Raw genomic sequence first — 20589 nt, forward strand, 5'->3', positions numbered from 1 at the left:
TATGCGCGGCAGCATTTTCTTGTTTCCCAAGGGTTTGGCTTTGTGGCATCATAAAAACAACCTCCCCCGGGTATGAGGGGCGGATTTGAGGCAAGACAGATGATCCAGACCCAATCCCGGCCCGCTTTTGCTGGCATGTTGTTCTTCATGGCCACCTTCACGCTGGGCAGTTATTTTGCCTTTGCCGCAATTCAGGGCGATTACGGCGTGTTCCGCCGGGTGCAGATCAACGCGGAAGCCGCAGAGTTGCGGGTGGAGCGGGATCAACTGAAGGCGGAACTGGCGCGGCTGCAGAATCTGACCAAGCGGCTGTCGGATGATTATCTCGACATTGATTTGCTGGATGAACAACTGCGCGATGTGTTGGGCTATCTGCGCGCCGATGAGGTTGTCATCCGCTGACGACGCGCGGTGGGGTAAACCCCACCCTACATTGCGTGATGTGCTCGAATTTTTCTGAAAGGCTGGGGCTGCTGAGGTGTTGCAGCCTCGGGCTAACCGCAATCGCTTGGCATTCCGGTCTAATGTTTGAGCAGAGAGGAGGGCCGTTAGCGCGGCCCGCTTTGTAAGGCGGCGCGATTTTGTTGGTTGCCCTGCCCTTTTGCCCCTGCTGCATTTTCTGTTTTGCGTTATTTCTCCGATGCGGTATAGATGGTTTAATACTAAACTATCTTAACAGCGTGACGGGAGGATGCCGAGTTGGCTGCAAAAAAAGCCCCAGAGAAATCAAACGTCTCGAAGGAAGAACTGCTGAAGTTCTACCGCGAGATGCTGCTGATCCGCCGATTCGAGGAAAAGGCCGGGCAGCTTTATGGCATGGGTCTGATCGGGGGGTTTTGTCACCTCTATATCGGGCAAGAAGCGGTGGTTGTCGGCCTTGAAGCCTGCACCAAGGAAGGCGACAAGCGCATCACGTCTTATCGCGACCACGGCCATATGCTGGCCTGCGGTATGGAAGCCAATGGTGTGATGGCGGAATTGACCGGGCGTTCGGGGGGATACTCGAAGGGCAAGGGCGGAAGCATGCATATGTTCAGCCGCGAGAAGCATTTCTACGGCGGGCATGGCATTGTGGGGGCTCAGGTGCCTTTGGGTGCGGGTCTGGCGTTTGCCGATAAGTACAAGGGCAATGACAATGTGACCTTCACCTACTTCGGTGACGGGGCGGCGAACCAAGGGCAGGTCTATGAGACCTATAACATGGCGGAACTCTGGGCGCTTCCGGTGATTTTTGTCATTGAGAACAACCACTACGCCATGGGCACTTCGCAGGCGCGCTCGACCAAGTCCGAGACCCTGTTCGGGCGCGGTTTGGCTTATGGCATTCCCGGTGAGCAGGTCGACGGCATGGATGTGCTGGCGGTGAAGGAAGCCGGGGCGAAGGCTGTGGCGCATTGCCGGGCGGGCAAGGGTCCGTACATTTTGGAAATGATGACCTACCGCTATCGCGGCCATTCGATGTCGGACCCGGCGAAATATCGCACGCGGGAAGAGGTTGAAAAGATGAAATCCGAGAAGGATGCCATCGAACATGTGCGCGATCTGCTGCTGAGCGCTGGCCTTTGCTCGGATGAGGAGCTGAAGGCGATTGATAAGTCAATCAAGGACGTTGTGAACGCGAGCGCTGAGTTCGCCAAGGCCAGCCCGGAGCCCGCATTGGCGGAGCTTTGGACCGATATTTACGCCTGAGGGGGAACACCATGGCAGTAGACGTATTGATGCCGGCGCTTTCTCCGACGATGGAAGAAGGCACTTTGGCAAAGTGGATGGTCAAGGAAGGTGATGTGGTCAAATCGGGCCAGATCATCGCTGAGATTGAGACAGACAAGGCGACGATGGAGTTTGAGTCGGCGGATGAAGGCATTGTGGGCCGGATTCTGGTGGCTGAAGGCACCTCGGGTGTGAAAGTGAATACCGCGATCATGGTGCTGGTCGAGGCTGGGGAATCGGCGGATGCAGCGCCTGCCCCGGTTGCGACTGTGGCAGTGGCGGCTTCGGTGGCGGCGGTTGCGGCCCCGGCGGCGGCGGTTGCGGCCCCGGCGGCGGCAGTTGTGTCGAAAGCCTCGGCGGACTGGCCGGAAGGCACGCCGATGAAAACCATGACCGTGCGCGAAGCGTTGCGTGAGGCGATGGCCGAAGAGATGCGCGCCAATCCAAATGTGATGCTGATGGGCGAGGAAGTTGGCGAGTATCAGGGCGCTTACAAGATTTCCCAAGGCTTGCTGGCCGAGTTTGGGGCAAAGCGCGTCGTCGATACGCCGATCACCGAAATGGGCTTTACTGGCATCGCGGTGGGGGCGGCTTGGGGTGGTCTGAACCCGATTGTCGAGTTCATGACGTTTAACTTTGCGCTGCAAGCCATTGACCATATTCTGAATTCCGCCGCCAAGACCAATTACATGTCGGGCGGTCAGTTGGGGTGCCCGATTGTGTTCCGGGGGGCCAATGGCGCGGCAGCTAGGGTTGGTGCGCAGCATTCTCAGGATTTCACCGCATGGTACGCTGCGATTCCCGGTTTGAAAGTGGTGATGCCCTATTCGGCGGCAGATGCTAAGGGCTTGTTGAAGCAGGCTATTCGCGATCCGAACCCGGTGATCTTCCTTGAGAACGAGATCATGTACGGCCAGTCGTTTGAAGTGCCAGATCTGCCGGATTTCACCATTCCGTTCGGCAAGGCGCGGATTTGGCGCGAAGGCACCGATGTGACCATCGTGTCGTTCAGCATTGGCATGAAGTATGCGCTGGAAGCTGCTGATTTACTTGCGAAAGAGGGTATTTCGGCTGAGGTGATTGATCTGCGCACGCTGCGTCCAATTGATTATGATACGGTGCTGGCATCTGTGCAGAAAACCAACCGTTGCGTGACGGTGGAAGAAGGCTTCCCTGTCGGCTCGATTGGCGACCATCTGGCCAGCACGATCATGCAGCGGGCGTTTGATTATCTGGACGCGCCGGTGATCACCTGCACGGGCAAGGACGTGCCGATGCCTTATGCAGCCAACCTTGAAAAGCTGGCGCTGGTGACGACCGCTGATGTGGTCGCCGCCGTCAAATCTGTTTGCTACCGTTAAGGAGGCGATGATGGCGATAGAGATTCTGATGCCCGCGCTTTCTCCGACGATGGAGGAAGGCACACTGGCGAAGTGGCTGGTGAAAGAGGGCGATGTGGTGAAATCCGGCCAGATTTTGGCCGAGATTGAGACGGATAAGGCGACGATGGAATTTGAGGCGGTGGATGAAGGCACGATTGGCCGGATTCTGGTGGCTGAAGGGACATCTGGGGTTAAAGTTAACACCGCGATTGCGGTGTTGCTGGAGGAGGGCGAAAGCGCTGATGCAGCACCCGCTGCCAAGGCTGCTGTAGCCGCAGCGGTTCCGGTGGCGGCTGTTGCCGCGGCTCCGGCGGCTGCGCCAGTTGCGGCTGCGAAAGCGGCGGGCGCTCGGGTGTTTGCTTCGCCTTTGGCGCGGCGGATTGCGGCGGAGAAGGGACTTGATCTGGCCTTGGTTCAAGGTTCTGGACCGCATGGGCGGATTGTGCGGGCGGATGTTGAGGCGGCCGAGACGGGTGCTGCGGCGTCGGTTGTGGCGGTTGCGGCGGCTCCTGTGGCCGAGGTGAAGGTGGCCTCTGCTCCAGCAATGGCAGCTGGGCCATCAACTGAGACCGTGTTGAAAACCTACGCCGATCGGCCGTTTACCGAAGTGAAGCTGGACGGGATGCGCAAAACGATTGCAGCGCGTCTGACCGAAGCCAAACAAACCGTGCCGCATTTCTATCTGCGGCGCGACATTGAGCTGGATGCGCTGATGGCGTTCCGGGCCGAGTTGAATGCCAAACTGGAAGCCCGCGGCGTCAAGCTTTCGGTGAATGACTTTGTGATCAAGGCTTGCGCTTTGGCACTGCAACAGGTGCCAGCGGCGAATGCGGTTTGGGCTGGGGACCGGGTGTTGCAGTTCAAGAAGTCTGACGTTGCCGTGGCTGTGGCGATTGAGGGCGGGCTGTTTACGCCGGTGCTGCGTGATGCCGAGTCGAAATCTTTGTCGGCACTGTCCGCCGAGATGAAAGATCTGGCAAAACGCGCGCGGGATCGGAAATTGGCCCCGGCAGAGTATCAGGGCGGCAGCTTTGCGATCTCGAACCTCGGGATGTTCGGCATTGATAACTTCGATGCGATCATCAACCCGCCGCATGCTGCGATTTTGGCGGTGGGGGCTGGGGTTGCCAAGGCGATCGTCAAGAACGGCGCTGTGGTTGTGGGTACGGTGATGTCGGTGACATTGTCTGTGGATCACCGGGTGATCGACGGGGCTTTGGGCGCGTTGTTGGTGAACGCGATCAAGGACAATCTGGAGAACCCGCTGGCGATGCTGGCGTAGGGTCTGAAATAGAAAAAGCCCGCCGAGAGTGATCTCGGCGGGCTTTTTCATGGGTGGATGAAGGGCTTAGAGTTCGCCGTTGATCAACTGATCCATGGTGACGGAAGGATGCGCGCAGCCTGCTTCGCCGATCACGCGGGCGGGCACGCCTGCAACTGTGGTGTTATGCGGCACGTCATGCAGCACGACGGAGCCTGCGGCGATGCGCGAGCAGTGACCAACGTGGATATTGCCCAGAACCTTTGCCCCTGCCCCGATCATCACGCCGTCGCCGATTTTAGGATGGCGGTCGCCGTCTTCTTTGCCGGTGCCGCCCAAGGTGACGGAATGCAGCATCGAAACATTGTCGCCGACCACGGCGGTTTCACCAATCACGATCGAATGGGCGTGGTCGATCATGATGCCTTTGCCAATGCGGGCATTGGGGTGAATGTCGACGCCAAAGACTTCCGAGACGCGCATCTGCACGAAATAGGCCATATCCTTGCGGCCATTCGTCCACAGCCAATGGCCGATGCGGTAGGCTTGGATCGCTTGATAGCCCTTGAAGAACAGGATCGGCTGAATGAACCGCAGGCAGGCCGGGTCACGATCAAACACCGCCGTCACATCGGCGCGGGCGGATTGGCCGATTTCGGAGTCGGAGGAATAGGCTTCGTCCGCGATTTCGCGCAAGATTTGCTCGGACATTTCCCCCGAAGCGAGCTTCAGGGAAAAACGATACGCAAGCGCGCGCTCAAGGCTGGGATGGTGCAACAGGCTGGAATGGATCAGTCCGCCGAGCAGAGGTTCGGCCCGGACCATGTCGAAGGCTTCCTCGCGCACGCGGCGCCAAACGGGATCCAGAGGGCTGATTTTAGCACTGGTTTCGGCCATGATATATCTCCTGCTGGCAGAGAGATTAGCATATGGGGTTGGTTTGCAACAGGGCCAAGGGGGATTTTACTATTTCGCTTGGTCGTCGTGTTTCAGGAGACGCTGCGCTTGCGGCTGGCAAGCTGGCTGGCGACGAGGGCAAGCGCGGACAAGAAGCGGACGGAATGCGGGATTGAGTGGCGCGGGCCCGGTTCGGCAAGCGCGCGGGCCATCAGGCTGCCGTTGCCCCACGTGGGATGCGCGCGCCCGAAGCGTTTGGCGTAGCGGTGCGCGGCATCAGCCTGATCAAGCAGTCGGGTGATCAGGGCGGCGGGATCGGTGGAGACCGCAAGCAGGCCTGCGGCCTCGAACAGATCGCCGGGAAGGCAACGGCGCAAGTTAAAGTACCGCGGTGATGGTTTCGAACGGCCCGTTGCCGTAGCGTTGCGAGACTTGGGCTATGGCGATGGTGATTGCGCCGCTGACTGCGTCAGCGGTTTGCATCGCTGTGGTGTAGCTGAAGCCGGGCGCAGAGGTGGTGGTTTCGCGCAAGGTGACGGGGCCGTGAGTGATTTTGATGCTGTAAAGCTCGGTGTCTTCGCCCAAGGGCACTTCCAGCGATTGCCAAGTGTCACCGTCGATGCGGGTGCGGCGCTGCCAAGTGATGTCGAGATCGCCACTGGTTTGTTTGGTGGCGGAGAGGTGCGAGACCGGATAGGGCCGCAGGCCTGCGCCGTCAAAGCTTTCGATCAGCAAGACGGTTGCGCTGCTGTCGTAACCCTGATCGGCGGGGCCGAAGCGGTAGAAGCGCGGCAAGCCTCGGGCCGAGAGGGGTAGGTTGATTTGTTGGACGGCGTCGTTGAGCAGAACGAAAGTGCTGCCGATGGGCCACAAGGCGGGCATCACCCCGTCGGTGCCCGCTTGGCCGCGCAGACGCAGCGAAATGTCGTAGGTTTTGGGTGCCACGAGGGTAGCACTGGCGAATTGAAACACCTCCCAGTTTTCCGGGCTGCCGTCGCCGATGGCGGCAACGTTTGCACCGGAAAGGACGGAAAGTTCGCTGACCGACGATAGTGCACCGGATTCGACGCGCACGCGCAAGGTCGCACCGCGATCCCAGAGGCCGGGTTCGGCGGCGGTCAGTTCCGTTTCAGTGGTGCCGATGATCGCGGGTTGAGTGAGCGTGGTGTTCAGACTGTAGCTGTCGTCTGAAATGGCGCTCCACACCGCCACATCACCGGGCCAAGGCGAGGCTGCGACGCAGACATGCGGGGCATATTCGACCTCGATGCCTTTCAGCAGCGGCAGATCAAGGAACAGCGGGTAGACCGGAACGGTGGCTTGGAACGGCACCCAACCACGTGCAGGCACAGAGATTTCGGCGGGCTCGTAGACGTTGGGATCAACGCGGACGGCCTCGATGGTTTGCAACTCGGACAACTCGGCGCGGTCGATGCGGTACAACTCGCCCGCGATGCTGACAGTGTCACCGACGCCGATGGCAAGCTGGGATTTCGGTAAGGCAAAGCGGGCCGTGTCGCGCGAGACGCGGGTTTCGGCCATCCAACGTTCGGCAATCGCTGTGGCCTCGGCGGCGGTCAGGGTTAGGGGAAGTTCGGATTGTGAAACCACATCGCCTGTGCGGTCGGGGAATGAGGCAGAAACGGTGGAGACGGCGAAATCTGTTTCCGCCTCGTTGAAGGTCAGGCGAATGTGTTCGGGGGTTTCAATATCGGCGCTGCGGGTGCGCTCAATGCTGCCGTCGATCTCGGTCGAGATGGCGAGGGTTTCCGGCGCCAAGGTTTGCGGGTTCAGCGCGGTGCGCGATTGAAAACGTAAATTGCCTTCGCGCTCGATCACGTCGGTTGGAAAGGCGAGGATCAGCGGTTGCAGGGCGGCGCGGGCCGAAGCGACATCGGTGACCGCATAGCCGCGCACGATGCCGCGGGCTTGGCTTAGGTCAACGTCCTGCATTCCCGTAAGATCACAAATATCGGCGATCACGGCGGCAAGCGGCTCGTTTGAGGCGCGCCCGTTCAACCAATGGCCTTTGTCGTAGTTCGATGCATCTGACCACAGGCTCTTGTTGCCGGGGAAGGTCGGGAACGGCCGCGCATCCCATGCCCAAGCCAAAGAATTGGCGAAATCGACCATTTGGCCGCTGTAAAGCAAGGCTTCGGGGTTGTTCTGCGGATCGGTCCAATAACTGTGCATGGCGTGGTAATAGGACAGTTGCAGCAGATCATCGCGCAACCCGTTGGAATATTTCGGCAGCGCGGACTCCGACGATTTCGGGTCTAGAAACACATTGGGCTGGTTGGTGGCTTTGTCCACAGCCGCGCAGCCGTATTCGGTGAAGCGGATGGGCTTTGAGCCTGCAATCCAAGCGGTTGGTGTGGCAGCACGCAGCCCTGCGAGGCGCTGATGGTGCGAACTCGACCACCAGGCGCGCAGATCTTTGTGGCGGTAAACCCAAGGCTCGCCATAAGCGCCATCGGTGATCGGGGTGCGCATTTGGGCGGCCTGATCGGTGGGGGTTGCGTAATACCACTCAAAGCCTTCGCCGCCCGCGATGTTGGCGCGCAGGTAATCGGTATTGTGGATGTCGCCCCAATGGGCATCGAGGTGGCTGTCGCCGTCGCGCCAATCCGAAAGCGGCGTGTAATTGTCGATGCCGATGAAGTCGATGGCAGGGTCGGCCCAAAGTGGATCAAGGTGGAAATACAGGTTATCCTCGGTGTGGTAGCCAAAATACTCGGACCAATCCGCAGCATAGGTGATCTGGGTGATGGGGCCGAGGATGGCTTTTACCTCGGCGGCGAGCTGGCGCAGCGCTGCGACGGTGGGGAAGCTGTCGGCCGCGCCGCGAATTTGGGTCAGGCTGCGCAACTCGGTGCCGATGCAGAACGCGGCAACCCCGCCTGCGGCTTTGCACAGGTTGGCGTAGTGCAGGATGAAGCGGCGATAGGACCATTCGCTTGGGCCAGAATAGCTGACGCTCTCACCTGCGATGGCGAAATCTGCGGGGGCGACGGTGCCGAAGAAGGCCGCCACCTCGGCGGCAGCTGCGGCAGTACGGTCTGTGGTGCCGGATTGCCCCGGCGCGTGGTTTACAGTGATGCGCCCCCGCCACGGCAGAACCGGCTGCGAGGTCGCGGTGCTCCACGGATCGGGCAGAGTATTGCCGGGCAGTTGATCCATCAGGATGAACGGATAGAAGGTGATCGCCTTGTCCGCTGCGGTCAGGGCTTTGATTGCCTCGACCACCGATTGATCCGCAGGGGTGCCGCCGTAGACCGTGGTGCCCTCCAGCTTTGGCAGTTCCAGAGCGGCCGCCCGCGTCAGGCCAGAGACCTTCCACGGCATTGGCTGGCCATCGTATTGCTTCTGTTCGACCTTCGGCTGCACAAGGCAAGACCCGCAGCGCAGGTCATTGCCAAACCACGACACCACCAAGGAGACGCCGTTTGCGTTGGGAAGTTCCTCGGTCAACTGCTCAAGCGATGCGGAAAAATCGGTCTTGCCCGTGGCAGAATTGACGTTGGCCGAACGGTTGCTGCCTGGACCATAGGAATAATGCACAGGCGTGGTCGCCAAGGCATATTCCCCGGTGCCGGGGATCAGGCAGACACCGGGGATGATCTTGGACAAGCCCGGATGCGCGTCGGCAGCAGGGCTTTGCGCGGCCCGCACCACTTCGAAAGAGAATTGCGGCACACGATTGCCGAATTTCCCCAGATCGAGGGTCTCGATCACCACATAGGCCGTGCCGCGATAACTGGGGGCTTTGCCCGCGCCTTCAACCGCCTCAATTTTGGGATCAGGCAGTTGCGCCTCATCGCCCTTGTAAACGCGCAGGTTCAGGCTTTCGGGTTGGATTTCATTGCCATCCGCCCACATCCGCCCGACCCGAGTGATCTCGCCTTCACATAGGGCCACCGCCAGACTGACCGAATAACTGAAACTGTTGCTCGAGGGTTTCGGTGTGCCCTTGCCGCCACCAGAATGCACGACATTTTCTTGAAACCGGCTGGCCCAGATCACTTGACCCGACACCCGCACCCTGCCCCAGATACGCGGAATGGCCGCACCCTCGCTCGCCCCCATCACCCGAAAGCGATCAACCCTGCCGACATCGACAGCTTCCGAGCCCGCGCCCAGCAATTTCTGGTCGATCACCCGCCCCACCGTGGCCCCAATGGCGCGCCCGATCACCGCACCCGACAGGCCGAGCACGGTACCGCCAAAACCTGCACCCAAGGATGCACCAACGGCAGAGAGAAGGATCGTGGCCATGTTCAGGCTCCTAAGGGAAATTCAAATCGCGCGGCGATCTTGCGCCGCCACGGATCGCTTAACGGCGTTTCCACCACGCCGTGGCTGGTGTAGGCGTGGATGAAGCTGGCGCTGGAGCCAACCAGACCCGCAATGCCCAAGTGTTTGGCGACAGCACCAGATCGCATGCGAAACAACAGAACATCGCCCGGCGCCTCATCGGCGCGGTTCTTCTCGATCAGCCAGCGCTGAGCCGCAACCAACAGGTCTTCGCAGCCCGAGGGTTCCGACCAATCCTGCGAATAGGCCGGGATGCTTTCAGGTTCTGCGCTGATCACTTCCCGCCAGACACCCCGGATCAGGCCAAGGCAATCGGCCCCTGCGGCCTTGACGCTGGCCTGATGCAGATAGGGGGTGCCGATCCATGCGCGCGCGGTCTCGACGATCAGCGCAGGCGTCATCGCCCTAGGCTCCCGCCGTCATTGGTGCGGCTGTTGACCGGGTAAGACGCCAGCCAATCCTCGCCCGGAATATGCGGGAAGCCGCGAAAATTGGCAAAGTTATCGAATTTCGTGCGGCAGGTGGTAGACATTCGGTCACAGCCCACCTCAAGCCGCACCTGATCGCCAATCGCGATCTGCGCGCCAAGGTCGTACCACAGATCAACGACGCGCTGGGTGCCGCTTAGCCGATCAAACTTGATCACCCCCACCAGCCCGGCAGCAGCCCCCGAAGTGACGACAAAACGCCCACGTTCAAACCAGCGGTCTGCAAAGGCCGAGATTCCCTCAAACAGGCAACGATTTAACGCATCAAGGCCCGCTACGCTTGTCTCGGCAAAATTTCCCGGCGCAATCAGATCGACCCTACAGCGCGCGTCGCCCAAAACCGCAGTGCAACTGCGCTGAAAAATCCGCCCCTGTGGTTGGTTCAAACGATCCGTCAGCCCGCGCAATTCGGCCTTGAAAGCACCGCCTACGCGGGAAATCTCGCCCAGATTGCCGCGAAACTGTTCGATGCGCTGGGCCGGATCTGCCCAATTCACCAGCCAAGCCCGCACCTCTGCACCATCAAACCGCCCCGCAATCAGATCAGCCTCGTCGACCGCAGCATCCGACAGCCCCCCCACGGTTTCCGAGTTATCCACCGACAGCCCTGTGGTCTGCTGCAAGGTGCGCGCGGTCATACCGGAGCTGGCTTTGAACACATGCCCCTCAAAGCCCAGATCAAGATCGTGATCGGTGAAGCCAAACTGCACACCATCGCGGCGCGTGACCAGCCAAGCCCGGCACACGGTCGTGACGCCCTGCCCCAAATGATCCAGCAACTCTTGCCGCGCGCTCATACCCGCACCTCGACAATCGGCACATTTGGCACATCACCGGCCCGAAACGAGGCAACCGAGGTCTTGATCACATCGGCATCAAACCGCGCCGGTACGTCAAACTCATAGCCCGCCGTGATCAATGCGCCGATATCGGGCGGGGTGGCAAAGCTGACGATCCCCGTGGTTGCATCAACGCTGAACTCCAGCCCCTCCACCTTCGGATCATTGGCAATCGCCACAATCACCGTGCCCGCCACGGGTTTGGCGATGGGCCGCACATAACTGGCCGTCCCCGAACGATAGGTCTTTTTCAGCGCAAACGTCAGCGTCACACCATCACCTATCCCGATCTGCTGATCGGTTTCAGCAATCACCGCATTGGCACCACAGGATTTATAATCCGACCAGTCCTTCCAACGAAATGCATGCAACCTTGCGCGGCGGGCCTCAAAGAACGCCAAAAGCGCGTCCACATCGTCGAAACTGCGCAATCCAAACCCCGCATCATACCGCCGCCGAGAATGCTCCCATGGCGTGTTACGCTCCTCAAAGCCGTTCGCAAGCGTGACAATCTCAGTCAACCGCTCTGGCCCGCCTTGCGAGCCGAAACTGACACTCGCTGGAAATCTGATGTCGTGAAAAGCCATATTCTACCCTCACCGATTGCGTTGGCCGCGCGACAGCATCCGCTGCGCCTGCGCGGCAATTTGGGCCTGACTGCGTTGAAAGCCCTGCACATCGGGCGTGGTGATGTTCATCACCACCGTCACCGCACGCGCGCCCAAGGTCTGCACCCCCAGCCGCCCATCGGCACCCCTCGCCAGCGGCATGATCGCCTCTGGCCCGGCCTCGCCCATCAGCCCTTGCCCGAAGCGCATCGCAAACGGCGTCGCCTGCGACACCACCCCGCCCTTGGCAAACGGCATCACCCGGCCTTGGGCGAAACTGCTACCCGTTTCAAACGGCATCATCCCACCCAACAATCCGCTCAGACCCGAGGCTATCGCCCCGCCCAAAGCGTTCTGCACCGGCTTCATCGCGATGCCGTAAACCGTATCGGCCAAAGATTTCGCCACCGTTTTCAGTGCGTCCGACAGCTTGGCCCCGTCAAACACCAACCCGTCAAAGGCGCGTCGCAACCCGCCGCCGATGCCGCTCGACAGCACATTCACCTCACGCCCGGTGAACATCATGGTTTCTCGCATGCGCGACAACTCGCCCTCAAACGTGCCGACCATGCCCGTGGTGCCTGACAGCGTGGCTTCAAGCGCCGCTATCTGGTCTTGCAACTCCTCTACCGTCGCCATCGCCCGCCCCTTTTGTGAAATCCGGATAGGCGGCGGCCAATTCTTCCAGCCGCGCCCGCGTCAGGGGCGGCAAAGCAGCCTCCGCCCCCAGCATGATCCTCAACTCGATCGGCGACAGCACCCAGAACTGGGCCGGGGTCAGCCGCAACGCGCCCATCCCGGCCCGCATCAGCCCTGGCCAATCCATCCCATTCGTCGGCGCGATCTTCATGCCTCGCCCGGCAAAGCAAACGCCCGCGCCAACAACTCCGCCGCAGCCCGAGCCGCCTCGACCGGGCCACCGCCAATTTCCACCGTGCGCAGATGTTCAGCCGTGCCCTGCCAACCGCCGCCGCGCAGCCCCGCCACGATCAGCGCCAGCACGTCACGGGTGGAGACTTTGCCAGACTCGAACCGCTCAACCATCTCAATCAGCGATCCGGCCTGCAACGCGCCCTCCAACTCGGCCAAAGCGCCCAAAGTAAGCTTGGCCACATGCGCCACGCCATCCAGCACAATCGCCACTTCGCCCGCAAAAGCGTTCGCCATCACAGCGCCGTAAAGGTCAAAGCCCCGGCCGAGGCAAGCGTCATCTCGTAGGTCGCCTCACCGTTGTGACTGCCGGCATATTCAATCGCGGTGATCTGGAACGGCCCTTCGACCACGCCAAAACTGGGGATTACCACCTGAAACCGCGGCATCTCGGCATCAAAGAAAATCTGCCTTGCCCGCGCATCGGTGGTCGCATCGCGGAACACGCCGGACCCCGAGATCGAGGCCGTCTTCACCCCCGCGCCAGCCAGCAATTCGCGCCAGCCGCCCACGCTTTCCAAAGACGTCACATCAACGGTTTCCGCGTTGAAACTGATCCGCGTCGCCCGCAAGCCCGCCACCGTCACAAAGGTGCCGTCGCCCACCATATCGACCTTGATCAGCAGGTCTTTGCCGTTCTGCACTGCCATACCCGACTCCTATTGCCGCCCCGAAAGGCCAAAATGTCAAAGCTCGATCCGCGCCCGGAACGTCATGTCAATCCGCCGCGTATCGCCCGCCTCCAACCGCCGCGCCGCTGCCCGCAGGAAGCTGATCGACACCAACCGCCCCGTGGTCAGCGTCAACGCGGCCCCCACCAGCGCAGCCGACACCGCCCCCGCCACCTGTTTCGCAGTCAAAAACCCGCTGGCGTCACTAATCACCGCAATCTCAAAGCGATGCTCGGCCCCGCCGCCTGATGTGTCAGATTGATCCAAAACCTGTTCTGGCCCGATCAGCACAAACGTTCCGGGCACCGTCCCCGCAGGCATTGCATCAACGATGCTGACGTCGCCTAACCCCGCAAACCCCGTCAACCGCGCATATATCGCCGACTGCAACGCTGCCGCAGCCTGATAGCTCATGTCGGAACCTCCTCTCGCGCGAAACAGGTCAGATAGCGTGCGTCCTGATCATGCTCGGTCACCGCCAGAATGGTGAACACGCGCGCGCCATCGCGCAGCCGATGCTCTGGCTTTGGCCGCCGCACAGCCCCAACAGCCGCCCCCCGCACGGTAATCTTGTAGGGCACTGAGGCCAAAACCACCTCGACCCCCGCCATCTCACGCCCCGCCCCCGGCGAAACCTCACCCCACAATGTCCCCAAAACCGCCCAAGCTCGCGCAAACCCGCCCGCGCCGTCGGCGACATTCTGCGGCGCTTCCAGCACCAGCTTGCGCGACAGCCGCACCCCGTTCATGCCGCCCCCCCGCCCAAAACCCGCACCGTGCGCCAGCGTTCAATCAACGCCTGCACCACCAGCGGCAGACCCGCCACGCGTTGCCCCAGATCATGTCGGTTCTCGTAAAACTCCGACGCCAGCAGCAGCACCGCCTGCGCCAGATCAACCGGAACCTGCGCCCAAGCCGCCCCAAACCCTGCGTCAAACACCAGCTCAACCCGCCCATCCGTCGGCACATTCGGCAACAACACCCCGGCCGCGATCAACTTTGGGCGATGCATGTCCTGCACCAAGCGGTAGCGATCCGCACTGACCACCGTGCCGACCGCATCCACATCCACCAACGTCACCGAAATCAGCGCGCTGACCGGAGCCACCGGCAAAGCCTGCTCGCCCCGCGCCCGCCAATCTTCCAGCGCCAACTTAAACCGCCGCGCCAAAAGTACCTTACCGATCCGCCCCTCAATCATCGCCATCGCGGCGCGCAGATAGCCCTCGATCAACCCATCCTGCATCCCATCATCGGCAAATCCCGACCCCAACCGCAGATGATCCTTCAGCGCCTGCACTGGCAACGAACCCGCCGCAACACTGGTGATTTCCGTCAACATCATCGCCCTAATCCCTTCCCAAATGCCCCAACCCACGCCCCGCGCGGCTATGGACGCGCACCCCGCACCGCACGAACGGAGGGGAACAGCCAGACGGCGCGGCCCATCGGCGCGCGTCCATTGCCCGGCCCCCATCGGAAGCCGGGCAGTCATAGCGGCGTCAGGACACCGCGATCTTCAGCAGTTTGATCGCCGCAAAATCCGTGACATCGCCGCCGACACGCTTGCTGGCATAAAACAGCACGTTGGGTTTGGCCGAGAACGGGTCGCGCAGAATCCGCAGATCGGGACGTTCGGCAATCGTGTACGCCGATTTGAAATCGCCAAACGCTATCGCATAGGCGTTGGCGGCAATATCCGGCATATCCTCGCAGATCAGCACCGGATAACCCATCAGCCGCGACGGATCGGCAGCCGCCAGACCGTCCGACCACATAAAGCGACCATCGGCATCCTTCATCTTGCGCACAGCTCCGGCGGTTTTCGAATTCATGATGAAACTCGCATTGGCGCGGTAATCCGCCGTCAGCGCATAAACCAGACTGATGATGCAATCGACCGCGTTGGTCGTGGCAAAATCCGCCGCAGCTCCGGTCGGGATGTAGCCCAGATTGCCCCAGGCCCAGGACGCATTCGCCACCTTGGTCGGCAGCAAAATCCCCTTCGGCTGATCGACGCCGGTGCCGTTGATAAAGGCCGAAGCCTCGGCCCGGATAAACCGCGTGGCGATTTTGCCCGCCAGCCAACCCTCAACGTCAAACGCACTATCATCCAGCAAGCGCTGGCTGGCCTTCGGCATCGCCGACAGTTCATGCAGCTTGATCGAAATCCGCTCAATGGTCGGCGTCGCGGTTTCCGAAGTTGCCGCCGCTTCCGTGGCCCAACCCGAACCGACTTCCGAACGGTCAATCAACACGTCAAACGAGGTCGCATCAATCTGCACCACATTGGCAATCGCCCGCAGGCTAGAGGTCGACACCAGCATCGAGCGGATAGAATCCGCCGTTTGCGGGTCCACCAGATAGCCGCCATCAGCGGCCACCGCCGAAGACATCGCCTTGCCTTCCAGCACAAGGCCGCGCAATCCGTCATCATCGCCCGAACGCAGATAGGCGCCAAACGCCTTCTTATGCGGCACGTCCATCTCGGCAGAGGCCGACAAAGCGGGGCGGGCGTAGGTCATCTGTTTGCGATCCAGCATGGTCAATCTTTCGTCCTGTTGTTGAAGTGTTTGTTTCACATTGACCTGAAAGCCATTGAAGGCATTCAAAAATCCAGCCATAGCGGTTTTCACGTCCGCACCCGGATAAGTGGCCACGTCTTGGGCCATCGCAGTCTGGGCAGCGGGCATAGCCCCTCTGGCCCGAGCCTTCGTCTCGGTCATCTCGGTTTCCCCGTGTTTGGTCGCAGAAGTTGTTGAAAAGCCGCTAAATGCGCGCGCTTAGGGATTGGCGTGCTTCGTCGAAAAGCTGCACCATGCTGCGCCAGGTATCGCCGTCAGGGTTTTCGCCCTTTGCCGAAACCCGTGCCTCGGGAAGCATCGGAAAGGTCACAAGCGACACTTCCCAAAGCTCCAGCTCGGACAAAAGGCGCTGCCCTTTGCCATCGCGTTCGGCTCTGACGGTGCGGTAGCCAATCGACAAGCCGTCAATCGCCCCCGCCGCCAGCAGGGCCACCGCCTCGCGGCCCTTGTCCACTTCCGGCAGGATGCGGCCCTTGACCCACAGGCCAACGGCATCCTCGCGCACCTCGTCCCAGACCCCAATCGGCTGCGTCGGGTCGTGCTGCCACAGCATTTTCACCGCACGACCCTGCGTGGTCAGCCGCGATAGGCTGGCGGCATATGCCCCCTTTTGCACCACATCGCCGCCCTGATCGCGTTTGCCAAACAGGCTGGCGTAACCCTCCACCCGGCTGCCATCTGTCACCACCAGCCGCGCTTCGGGCTGCTGAAACTTGCACTCCGGCGCGCCCTGCATTTTCCAATTCATCGCGTTACCTTTCATCTGCTCGCCGCCTGCATCACCGCCTCGGCCATCTGGGCCAACAGAAACGCTGCTACTCCATAAACGCCGACCCAAATCCGCTTCTCCAGCCGCTCCAGCACCGCATCAATCTGGCCCAGCCGATAATCCAGCGCCGCCCAACGCTCTTCGGCCACGCGCTCATTCGCCTCGATCCGCGCGGCTGCGGCATCGAAACTGTCGTAAAGATAACGCGAGCCGTCAGACGGTTTGCGCGGCGGCGTCATTCGCCCTCCTGAATGCGCGGCAGGCCCAGCAAGATGCGCTTTTCAACTTCGGTCAGGAAAGCCGCAGTCCCCACACGTGCCCAAAGCTGATCCCGCTCCACCGCCAGCGCCGGAATCTGATCCAGGTCAGGCCGCAGCTCCACCAATTCGCCTGTAAAGGTAGACAGCCAATGCGAAATCCCCGCCGTCACCCGCGCCACCAAGGGCAGCACGGTCAGCCTGTAAAACGCCCGGTTGGCTTCCTGATAGTTGGAATAGGTCGCATCCCCCGGTATCCCCATCAGCATCGGCGGCACGCCAAACGCCGTGGCAATCTCGCGCCCCGCCGCTTCCTTGGTCTGCTGGAACTCCATATCCGAAGGCGAGAACCCCATCGGCTTCCAATCCAAACCGCCCTCCAGCAACATCGGCCGCCCCGCATTGCGTGCACCCTGATGATGCAGCTCCATCTCGCTGACCAACCGATCATACTGATCGTTAGACAGTTGCGCCTGCCCATCCGCACCCTTGTAAACAATCGCCCCCGAAGGCCGGGCCGCATTATCCAGCAGCGCCTTTGACCACGCACTCGCCGAAGTATGCACATCAATCGCCACAGCCGCCGCCTGCAACGGACTGAACCCATAATGGTCATCCGACGGATGAAACGTCTTGATATGGCAAATCGGCTGCACCTCTGGCGTCATCGCAAAGCGGTGCGTCCGCCCGCCCACCGAATAATCATAAGCCACCGGCCAGCCATCCGCGCCGGGCACCAGTGACATCCGATCCGAGCGCAACACATGCAGCTCACCGGGAACCACGTCCGCCCCCGGCACTGCCTCGATATAGGCGTTCCCAGACAGCAGCAGATGGCCATAAACCGCCTCCAAAAACTCCGCCCGCCCCTGCGCACCATTCGGGCGCCGGATCAGATCCAGCACCGGATGGCTGTCATAACGACGGGTTTCATCTTGCAACACCAACGGCATGGCGCTCGCCGCTTCCGAGATCAGCTTAACGGCGCGAAAGCCCATCGGATTGCCCTGAAATCCGGTCTTCGCCAGCGACACCAAATCCCGCGGGCTCCACGCCACCCGACCCGAGCCGCCCCAAGCCACCACCCGCCCGGTGACCGAGGCCTTGTTTTCCACCACGGGGGGCGCGCGCTTTAGAAAATCGAACACCATGCGTCAAAGCTCCTATCTTCCCGACCTCAACCCGTCACGTCTAGGCCGCGCTTGTCTGAAGGCAGTTCTAAAACGGAAAGGTTTAAGCAACCCCAAGCCACCGCGCGCTCCTCCGCGCCGCACGCAACGCCTAAATCCCGCGCACCTGAGGCCGCCGATACGTCTCCGCTGGCTCCACGATCAAATCCGTCAGCGCCCAAACCAGCGCATCCACCCGGTCGGGCGAGCCCTTCCCGACATAGCCATGCCGCGTCATCTGCAACATCTGCGCCTCCAAAGCCGCCAGCCCGCGCACATGCGACACCCGGCCCTGCTCGTATAAAGCCGACACAGGCTCCGCCCGCGCCATCTTGCCCTTGCTCGCCCGCACCGCCCGATACGGCACCAGCGGGTCGATCTGCCGGATCACCCCCTCGACCAGATCGCCGCCCTGATTGACCTCGGCCACCAAGCGATCCGCGCCAAACCGATCCATCGCCGCAATCGCGGCCCTTGCCCACTGGTCAGGCGAAGCCCCCTTGACCGAGCAATCCGCCAAAACCACCGCCCGCCAATTCTGCGTCGGCCCCTCGGTGATAGCCCCCACCACGACAATGCCACATTCATCCGACTTGCCATGCCCGGTCACTGGCGGGTCCACCGCCACCACAATGCGCTGCAAACGCGGCGGCTCAGAAATCCGCCCCGCCTCCAGCATCGCGGTCGTCCACAGCGCCCCCTCGGCATCCTCGATCAACAGCCCATCCAACTCCTGCGCGCCTTTGGTGGTCCCCGCATAGCGCGTCCGCACCTCCTGCAAGAACGAGGCTGCCAGATAGGCCCGGTTCGCCTCGGTCGGCGCATGGGTCATCACGGTTGAGGGGTTTTTCAGAATGTCCTTCAGCACGCCCACATTCTGCGGCGTCGTCGTCACCACCTGTCGCGGGTTTTCCCCCAGCCGCAGCCCAAACTGCAACTGATCCCAAGCCTGTTCCGCCTTTGGCCATTTCGCCAATTCATCCACCCAAGCCGCATCAAACTGCGGTCCGCGCAGACTGTCCGGCTCATGCGCCGAAAACACCTGCGCAAGCGCACCATTCGGCCAAACCAACTGCTTCTTGGTCGCCTGCCATTCCGGCCGCCGATCCGGTGGCGAGCAGGCCAAAATCCCGCTCTCGCCCTCAATCATCACCGCTATCACCTGATCTACCGTCTCGCCCACCAGCGCCACGCGCCGCGAACGCCCCGCATCCATCGGCCCTGCCCCCTCCACTTCCGATCGCACCCATTCTGACCCGGCGCGGGTCTTCCCCGCCCCGCGCCCGCCCATGATCACCCAGGTTTTCCACGCCCCCGCAGGCGGCAACTGATGCGGCAGTGACCAGAATTCGAACATCCAAGGCAGCGCCAGCAGCGCGTTCTCGCTCAGGCCGTCAAGGAAATCGTCAACCTGCGCTTGCGTCGCGGAGGCAAGCCAATCGGCGGCCGATCTCATCGCGTGCGGCGTGTAAATCGAGCGTGCCGGTTCCGACAGCCCCGGCAACTTGTTTGCGAAGTTTTTCAACGCGTCCCCTTTCACTATGGACCAAATCCAACGCCAGCCGCAAATCGCGCACCGTCTGCGGCATCGCTTTAGAGGCTTCAAACTCGCCCGCCTTCAGCGCATTGATCGTGCGCAGCAGGTCCGAGACCGTGGATTCATAATATTGCTCTGCATCCGCCAGCAGATCGCTTGACGGCTGTTCTCCGAGGGAGAAATTTAGTGTCATGCCCGTTTTGCCCGCCTCTCATGCCGTCCCCGCACGTGTAAAATGAAAAAACGGCGCAAAGGGTTGCCCCCTTGGCCGTTCAGACACCTCATCCAGCATATCCAAATCTATAGATCAGAGCGGGCGCAAAGTCAAGTTAAACCATTTATTATCATATAGTTACAGAACTTTCGCTTTACCATTCGTTAACTTTTGACATCGCGCAGATCGGTCAGTATCGGTGCCCAAAGCGGCATAAATCGCGCCATCAAACACGTCACGCCCGATCAATGCGCGGCCAACCCACAACATATTGTGTAAGATGCCACCAAGTTGCCCTGAAATCACAAGTCGCTCCCAGCTGGGAAAGCACTCTGCCTTCCCAGAACACTCAACTCGCTCTTTCTGAAATATTCCCGCCGGCGGCTCTTAGCCCCAGGCCACACTACCTCTGCATCGGCACCGCCAAAGCCTGAGGCTCCGCACTCACAATCCTCTGCTGCCCGATCAGCCAGCCGTAGGGCAGCGACAGCACAGCCTCATCCCCGGCCTTGATTTCGTTGGCATCAACCTGTGGGTCCACCTCGGCATAGCCTACCGAAAACACGATGGATGTGATCTTGTCCACCGCAGCCAACGGCGGCGCCGCTCCATAAGGCAAATCCTGATCCAACCGCCCCGCCAGCAGCACCCGACCCTCCAGCACCCCGCCCGCAGTCAAAACCCGCGCATAGGCGACCTCGGGGCTTTCCACCTTCGTGCCGCTGGGCACTTGTGGCACAAACTTTGCCACCCGGAACACCCCATCGCCCTCCAGCCAATGCCAGGCATAATCCGGGTCCACCGTGCGGAACCCGGTCACCGCAGTCCGATAAAGCCGATCAAACACATAAACCTCAGCCGCACCGGCATTTCGCACTTTATAGCGCCCGACCACGCCTGAGTCCGCCGCCTCCCAGACCACCCCAACACTGATATCGCCATCCTTCAGCACACCCAT

Annotated in this window: 24 protein-coding genes; 4 read left to right on the forward strand and 20 right to left on the reverse strand. The window is 61.1% G+C overall.

Annotated elements, in window-relative coordinates; translation table 11 throughout:
* Nucleotides 1-99: 99 nt before the first annotated feature.
* The 4 genes from Q7V03_RS06455 to Q7V03_RS06470 all read left to right on the forward strand — a co-directional run bounded on the left by Q7V03_RS06455 (nt 100) and on the right by Q7V03_RS06470 (nt 4374).
* Nucleotides 100-402 carry a septum formation initiator family protein gene (locus Q7V03_RS06455; RefSeq protein WP_304924785.1) on the forward strand — a complete coding sequence of 101 codons (303 nt, stop codon included), beginning with the start codon at nt 100-102 and terminating at the stop codon, nt 400-402.
* Nucleotides 403-699: 297 nt separating this feature from the next.
* Nucleotides 700-1689, forward strand: coding sequence for a pyruvate dehydrogenase (acetyl-transferring) E1 component subunit alpha (gene pdhA / locus Q7V03_RS06460; protein WP_304924786.1), 990 nt, complete (start codon nt 700-702; stop codon nt 1687-1689).
* An 11-nt stretch (nt 1690-1700) separates the two neighbouring features.
* Nucleotides 1701-3071, forward strand: a complete 1371-nt coding sequence (locus Q7V03_RS06465) for a pyruvate dehydrogenase complex E1 component subunit beta (RefSeq protein WP_304924787.1) — start codon at nt 1701-1703, stop codon at nt 3069-3071.
* A gap of 10 nt (nt 3072-3081) precedes the next feature.
* On the forward strand, nt 3082-4374 hold the full coding sequence (locus Q7V03_RS06470) for a pyruvate dehydrogenase complex dihydrolipoamide acetyltransferase (protein WP_304924788.1): 1293 nt from the start codon (nt 3082-3084) through the stop codon (nt 4372-4374).
* Nucleotides 4375-4440: 66 nt separating this feature from the next.
* Here the strand turns inward: Q7V03_RS06470 and cysE are convergent, their stop codons facing one another.
* The 20 genes from cysE to Q7V03_RS06570 form a co-directional block, all read right to left on the reverse strand.
* Nucleotides 4441-5250 carry a serine O-acetyltransferase gene (gene cysE / locus Q7V03_RS06475; RefSeq protein WP_304924789.1) on the reverse strand — a complete coding sequence of 270 codons (810 nt, stop codon included), beginning with the start codon at nt 5248-5250 and terminating at the stop codon, nt 4441-4443.
* Nucleotides 5251-5342: 92 nt separating this feature from the next.
* Nucleotides 5343-5627, reverse strand: a complete 285-nt coding sequence (locus Q7V03_RS06480; RefSeq protein ID WP_304924790.1) for a hypothetical protein — start codon at nt 5625-5627, stop codon at nt 5343-5345.
* Between the two features lies 1 nt (nt 5628).
* Complete coding sequence (locus Q7V03_RS06485; RefSeq protein ID WP_304924791.1) at nt 5629-9525, reverse strand: glycoside hydrolase TIM-barrel-like domain-containing protein; 3897 nt, start codon at nt 9523-9525, stop codon at nt 5629-5631.
* A 2-nt stretch (nt 9526-9527) separates the two neighbouring features.
* Complete coding sequence (locus Q7V03_RS06490; RefSeq protein ID WP_304924792.1) at nt 9528-9965, reverse strand: NlpC/P60 family protein; 438 nt, start codon at nt 9963-9965, stop codon at nt 9528-9530.
* Nucleotides 9962-10849 (reverse strand): DUF2163 domain-containing protein, encoded by an 888-nt coding sequence (locus Q7V03_RS06495; protein ID WP_304924793.1) that lies wholly within the window; start codon nt 10847-10849, stop codon nt 9962-9964. The genes Q7V03_RS06490 and Q7V03_RS06495 overlap by 4 nt, the downstream gene beginning before the upstream one ends.
* Nucleotides 10846-11478, reverse strand: a complete 633-nt coding sequence (locus Q7V03_RS06500; RefSeq protein WP_304924794.1) for a DUF2460 domain-containing protein — start codon at nt 11476-11478, stop codon at nt 10846-10848. The genes Q7V03_RS06495 and Q7V03_RS06500 overlap by 4 nt, the downstream gene beginning before the upstream one ends.
* 9 nt (nt 11479-11487) lie before the next feature.
* Nucleotides 11488-12138: a phage tail tape measure protein gene (locus Q7V03_RS06505; RefSeq protein ID WP_304924795.1), complete on the reverse strand. Its 651-nt coding sequence runs from the start codon at nt 12136-12138 to the stop codon at nt 11488-11490.
* On the reverse strand, nt 12095-12349 hold the full coding sequence (locus Q7V03_RS06510) for a rcc01693 family protein (protein WP_304924796.1): 255 nt from the start codon (nt 12347-12349) through the stop codon (nt 12095-12097). Before Q7V03_RS06510 ends, Q7V03_RS06505 begins: the two co-directional genes overlap by 44 nt.
* Nucleotides 12346-12666 (reverse strand): gene transfer agent family protein, encoded by a 321-nt coding sequence (locus tag Q7V03_RS06515; protein ID WP_304924797.1) that lies wholly within the window; start codon nt 12664-12666, stop codon nt 12346-12348. Before Q7V03_RS06515 ends, Q7V03_RS06510 begins: the two co-directional genes overlap by 4 nt.
* The gene (locus Q7V03_RS06520; protein WP_304924798.1) at nt 12666-13079 is read right to left on the reverse strand and encodes a phage major tail protein, TP901-1 family; all 414 of its coding nucleotides are present in this window, start codon (nt 13077-13079) and stop codon (nt 12666-12668) included. The genes Q7V03_RS06515 and Q7V03_RS06520 overlap by 1 nt, the downstream gene beginning before the upstream one ends.
* A 36-nt stretch (nt 13080-13115) precedes the next feature.
* The gene (locus Q7V03_RS06525; protein WP_304924799.1) at nt 13116-13514 is read right to left on the reverse strand and encodes a DUF3168 domain-containing protein; all 399 of its coding nucleotides are present in this window, start codon (nt 13512-13514) and stop codon (nt 13116-13118) included.
* Nucleotides 13511-13849 (reverse strand): head-tail adaptor protein, encoded by a 339-nt coding sequence (locus Q7V03_RS06530; protein ID WP_304924800.1) that lies wholly within the window; start codon nt 13847-13849, stop codon nt 13511-13513. The genes Q7V03_RS06525 and Q7V03_RS06530 overlap by 4 nt, the downstream gene beginning before the upstream one ends.
* Complete coding sequence (locus tag Q7V03_RS06535) at nt 13846-14445, reverse strand: hypothetical protein (protein WP_304924801.1); 600 nt, start codon at nt 14443-14445, stop codon at nt 13846-13848. The genes Q7V03_RS06530 and Q7V03_RS06535 overlap by 4 nt, the downstream gene beginning before the upstream one ends.
* A 157-nt stretch (nt 14446-14602) precedes the next feature.
* Complete coding sequence (locus tag Q7V03_RS06540) at nt 14603-15826, reverse strand: phage major capsid protein (protein ID WP_370651080.1); 1224 nt, start codon at nt 15824-15826, stop codon at nt 14603-14605.
* 43 nt (nt 15827-15869) lie between these two features.
* Nucleotides 15870-16433, reverse strand: a complete 564-nt coding sequence (locus Q7V03_RS06545) for an HK97 family phage prohead protease (protein ID WP_304924830.1) — start codon at nt 16431-16433, stop codon at nt 15870-15872.
* Nucleotides 16434-16444: 11 nt separating this feature from the next.
* Nucleotides 16445-16693: a hypothetical protein gene (locus Q7V03_RS06550; protein ID WP_304924802.1), complete on the reverse strand. Its 249-nt coding sequence runs from the start codon at nt 16691-16693 to the stop codon at nt 16445-16447.
* Nucleotides 16690-17862, reverse strand: a complete 1173-nt coding sequence (locus tag Q7V03_RS06555; RefSeq protein ID WP_304924803.1) for a phage portal protein — start codon at nt 17860-17862, stop codon at nt 16690-16692. Before Q7V03_RS06555 ends, Q7V03_RS06550 begins: the two co-directional genes overlap by 4 nt.
* 130 nt (nt 17863-17992) lie before the next feature.
* Complete coding sequence (locus tag Q7V03_RS06560) at nt 17993-19336, reverse strand: DNA-packaging protein (RefSeq protein WP_304924804.1); 1344 nt, start codon at nt 19334-19336, stop codon at nt 17993-17995.
* On the reverse strand, nt 19287-19610 hold the full coding sequence (locus Q7V03_RS06565; protein ID WP_304924805.1) for a hypothetical protein: 324 nt from the start codon (nt 19608-19610) through the stop codon (nt 19287-19289). Before Q7V03_RS06565 ends, Q7V03_RS06560 begins: the two co-directional genes overlap by 50 nt.
* 424 nt (nt 19611-20034) lie before the next feature.
* Nucleotides 20035-20589 (reverse strand): hypothetical protein, encoded by a 555-nt coding sequence (locus tag Q7V03_RS06570; RefSeq protein WP_304924806.1) that lies wholly within the window; start codon nt 20587-20589, stop codon nt 20035-20037.

It is taken from the genome of Cypionkella sp., from assembly GCF_030652235.1.
Taxonomy (GTDB): domain Bacteria; phylum Pseudomonadota; class Alphaproteobacteria; order Rhodobacterales; family Rhodobacteraceae; genus Cypionkella.

Excerpts from the sequence above, each read along its gene's own strand:
- Q7V03_RS06455 (WP_304924785.1), top strand. The coding sequence starts at position 100 with ATGATCCAGACCCAATCCCGGCCCGCTTTTGCTGGCATGTTGTTCTTC.
- Q7V03_RS06465 (WP_304924787.1), top strand. The coding sequence starts at position 1,701 with ATGGCAGTAGACGTATTGATGCCGGCGCTTTCTCCGACGATGGAAGAA.
- Q7V03_RS06470 (WP_304924788.1), top strand. The coding sequence starts at position 3,082 with ATGGCGATAGAGATTCTGATGCCCGCGCTTTCTCCGACGATGGAGGAA.
- cysE (WP_304924789.1), bottom strand. The coding sequence starts at position 5,250 with ATGGCCGAAACCAGTGCTAAAATCAGCCCTCTGGATCCCGTTTGGCGC.
- Q7V03_RS06485 (WP_304924791.1), bottom strand. The coding sequence starts at position 9,525 with ATGGCCACGATCCTTCTCTCTGCCGTTGGTGCATCCTTGGGTGCAGGT.
- Q7V03_RS06490 (WP_304924792.1), bottom strand. The coding sequence starts at position 9,965 with ATGACGCCTGCGCTGATCGTCGAGACCGCGCGCGCATGGATCGGCACC.
- Q7V03_RS06495 (WP_304924793.1), bottom strand. The coding sequence starts at position 10,849 with ATGAGCGCGCGGCAAGAGTTGCTGGATCATTTGGGGCAGGGCGTCACG.
- Q7V03_RS06500 (WP_304924794.1), bottom strand. The coding sequence starts at position 11,478 with ATGGCTTTTCACGACATCAGATTTCCAGCGAGTGTCAGTTTCGGCTCG.
- Q7V03_RS06505 (WP_304924795.1), bottom strand. The coding sequence starts at position 12,138 with ATGGCGACGGTAGAGGAGTTGCAAGACCAGATAGCGGCGCTTGAAGCC.
- Q7V03_RS06510 (WP_304924796.1), bottom strand. The coding sequence starts at position 12,349 with ATGAAGATCGCGCCGACGAATGGGATGGATTGGCCAGGGCTGATGCGG.
- Q7V03_RS06515 (WP_304924797.1), bottom strand. The coding sequence starts at position 12,666 with ATGGCGAACGCTTTTGCGGGCGAAGTGGCGATTGTGCTGGATGGCGTG.
- Q7V03_RS06520 (WP_304924798.1), bottom strand. The coding sequence starts at position 13,079 with ATGGCAGTGCAGAACGGCAAAGACCTGCTGATCAAGGTCGATATGGTG.
- Q7V03_RS06525 (WP_304924799.1), bottom strand. The coding sequence starts at position 13,514 with ATGAGCTATCAGGCTGCGGCAGCGTTGCAGTCGGCGATATATGCGCGG.
- Q7V03_RS06530 (WP_304924800.1), bottom strand. The coding sequence starts at position 13,849 with ATGAACGGGGTGCGGCTGTCGCGCAAGCTGGTGCTGGAAGCGCCGCAG.
- Q7V03_RS06535 (WP_304924801.1), bottom strand. The coding sequence starts at position 14,445 with ATGATGTTGACGGAAATCACCAGTGTTGCGGCGGGTTCGTTGCCAGTG.
- Q7V03_RS06540 (WP_370651080.1), bottom strand. The coding sequence starts at position 15,826 with ATGACCGAGACGAAGGCTCGGGCCAGAGGGGCTATGCCCGCTGCCCAG.
- Q7V03_RS06545 (WP_304924830.1), bottom strand. The coding sequence starts at position 16,433 with ATGAATTGGAAAATGCAGGGCGCGCCGGAGTGCAAGTTTCAGCAGCCC.
- Q7V03_RS06550 (WP_304924802.1), bottom strand. The coding sequence starts at position 16,693 with ATGACGCCGCCGCGCAAACCGTCTGACGGCTCGCGTTATCTTTACGAC.
- Q7V03_RS06555 (WP_304924803.1), bottom strand. The coding sequence starts at position 17,862 with ATGGTGTTCGATTTTCTAAAGCGCGCGCCCCCCGTGGTGGAAAACAAG.
- Q7V03_RS06560 (WP_304924804.1), bottom strand. The coding sequence starts at position 19,336 with ATGAGATCGGCCGCCGATTGGCTTGCCTCCGCGACGCAAGCGCAGGTT.
- Q7V03_RS06565 (WP_304924805.1), bottom strand. The coding sequence starts at position 19,610 with ATGACACTAAATTTCTCCCTCGGAGAACAGCCGTCAAGCGATCTGCTG.
- Q7V03_RS06570 (WP_304924806.1), bottom strand. The coding sequence starts at position 20,589 with ATGGGTGTGCTGAAGGATGGCGATATCAGTGTTGGGGTGGTCTGGGAG.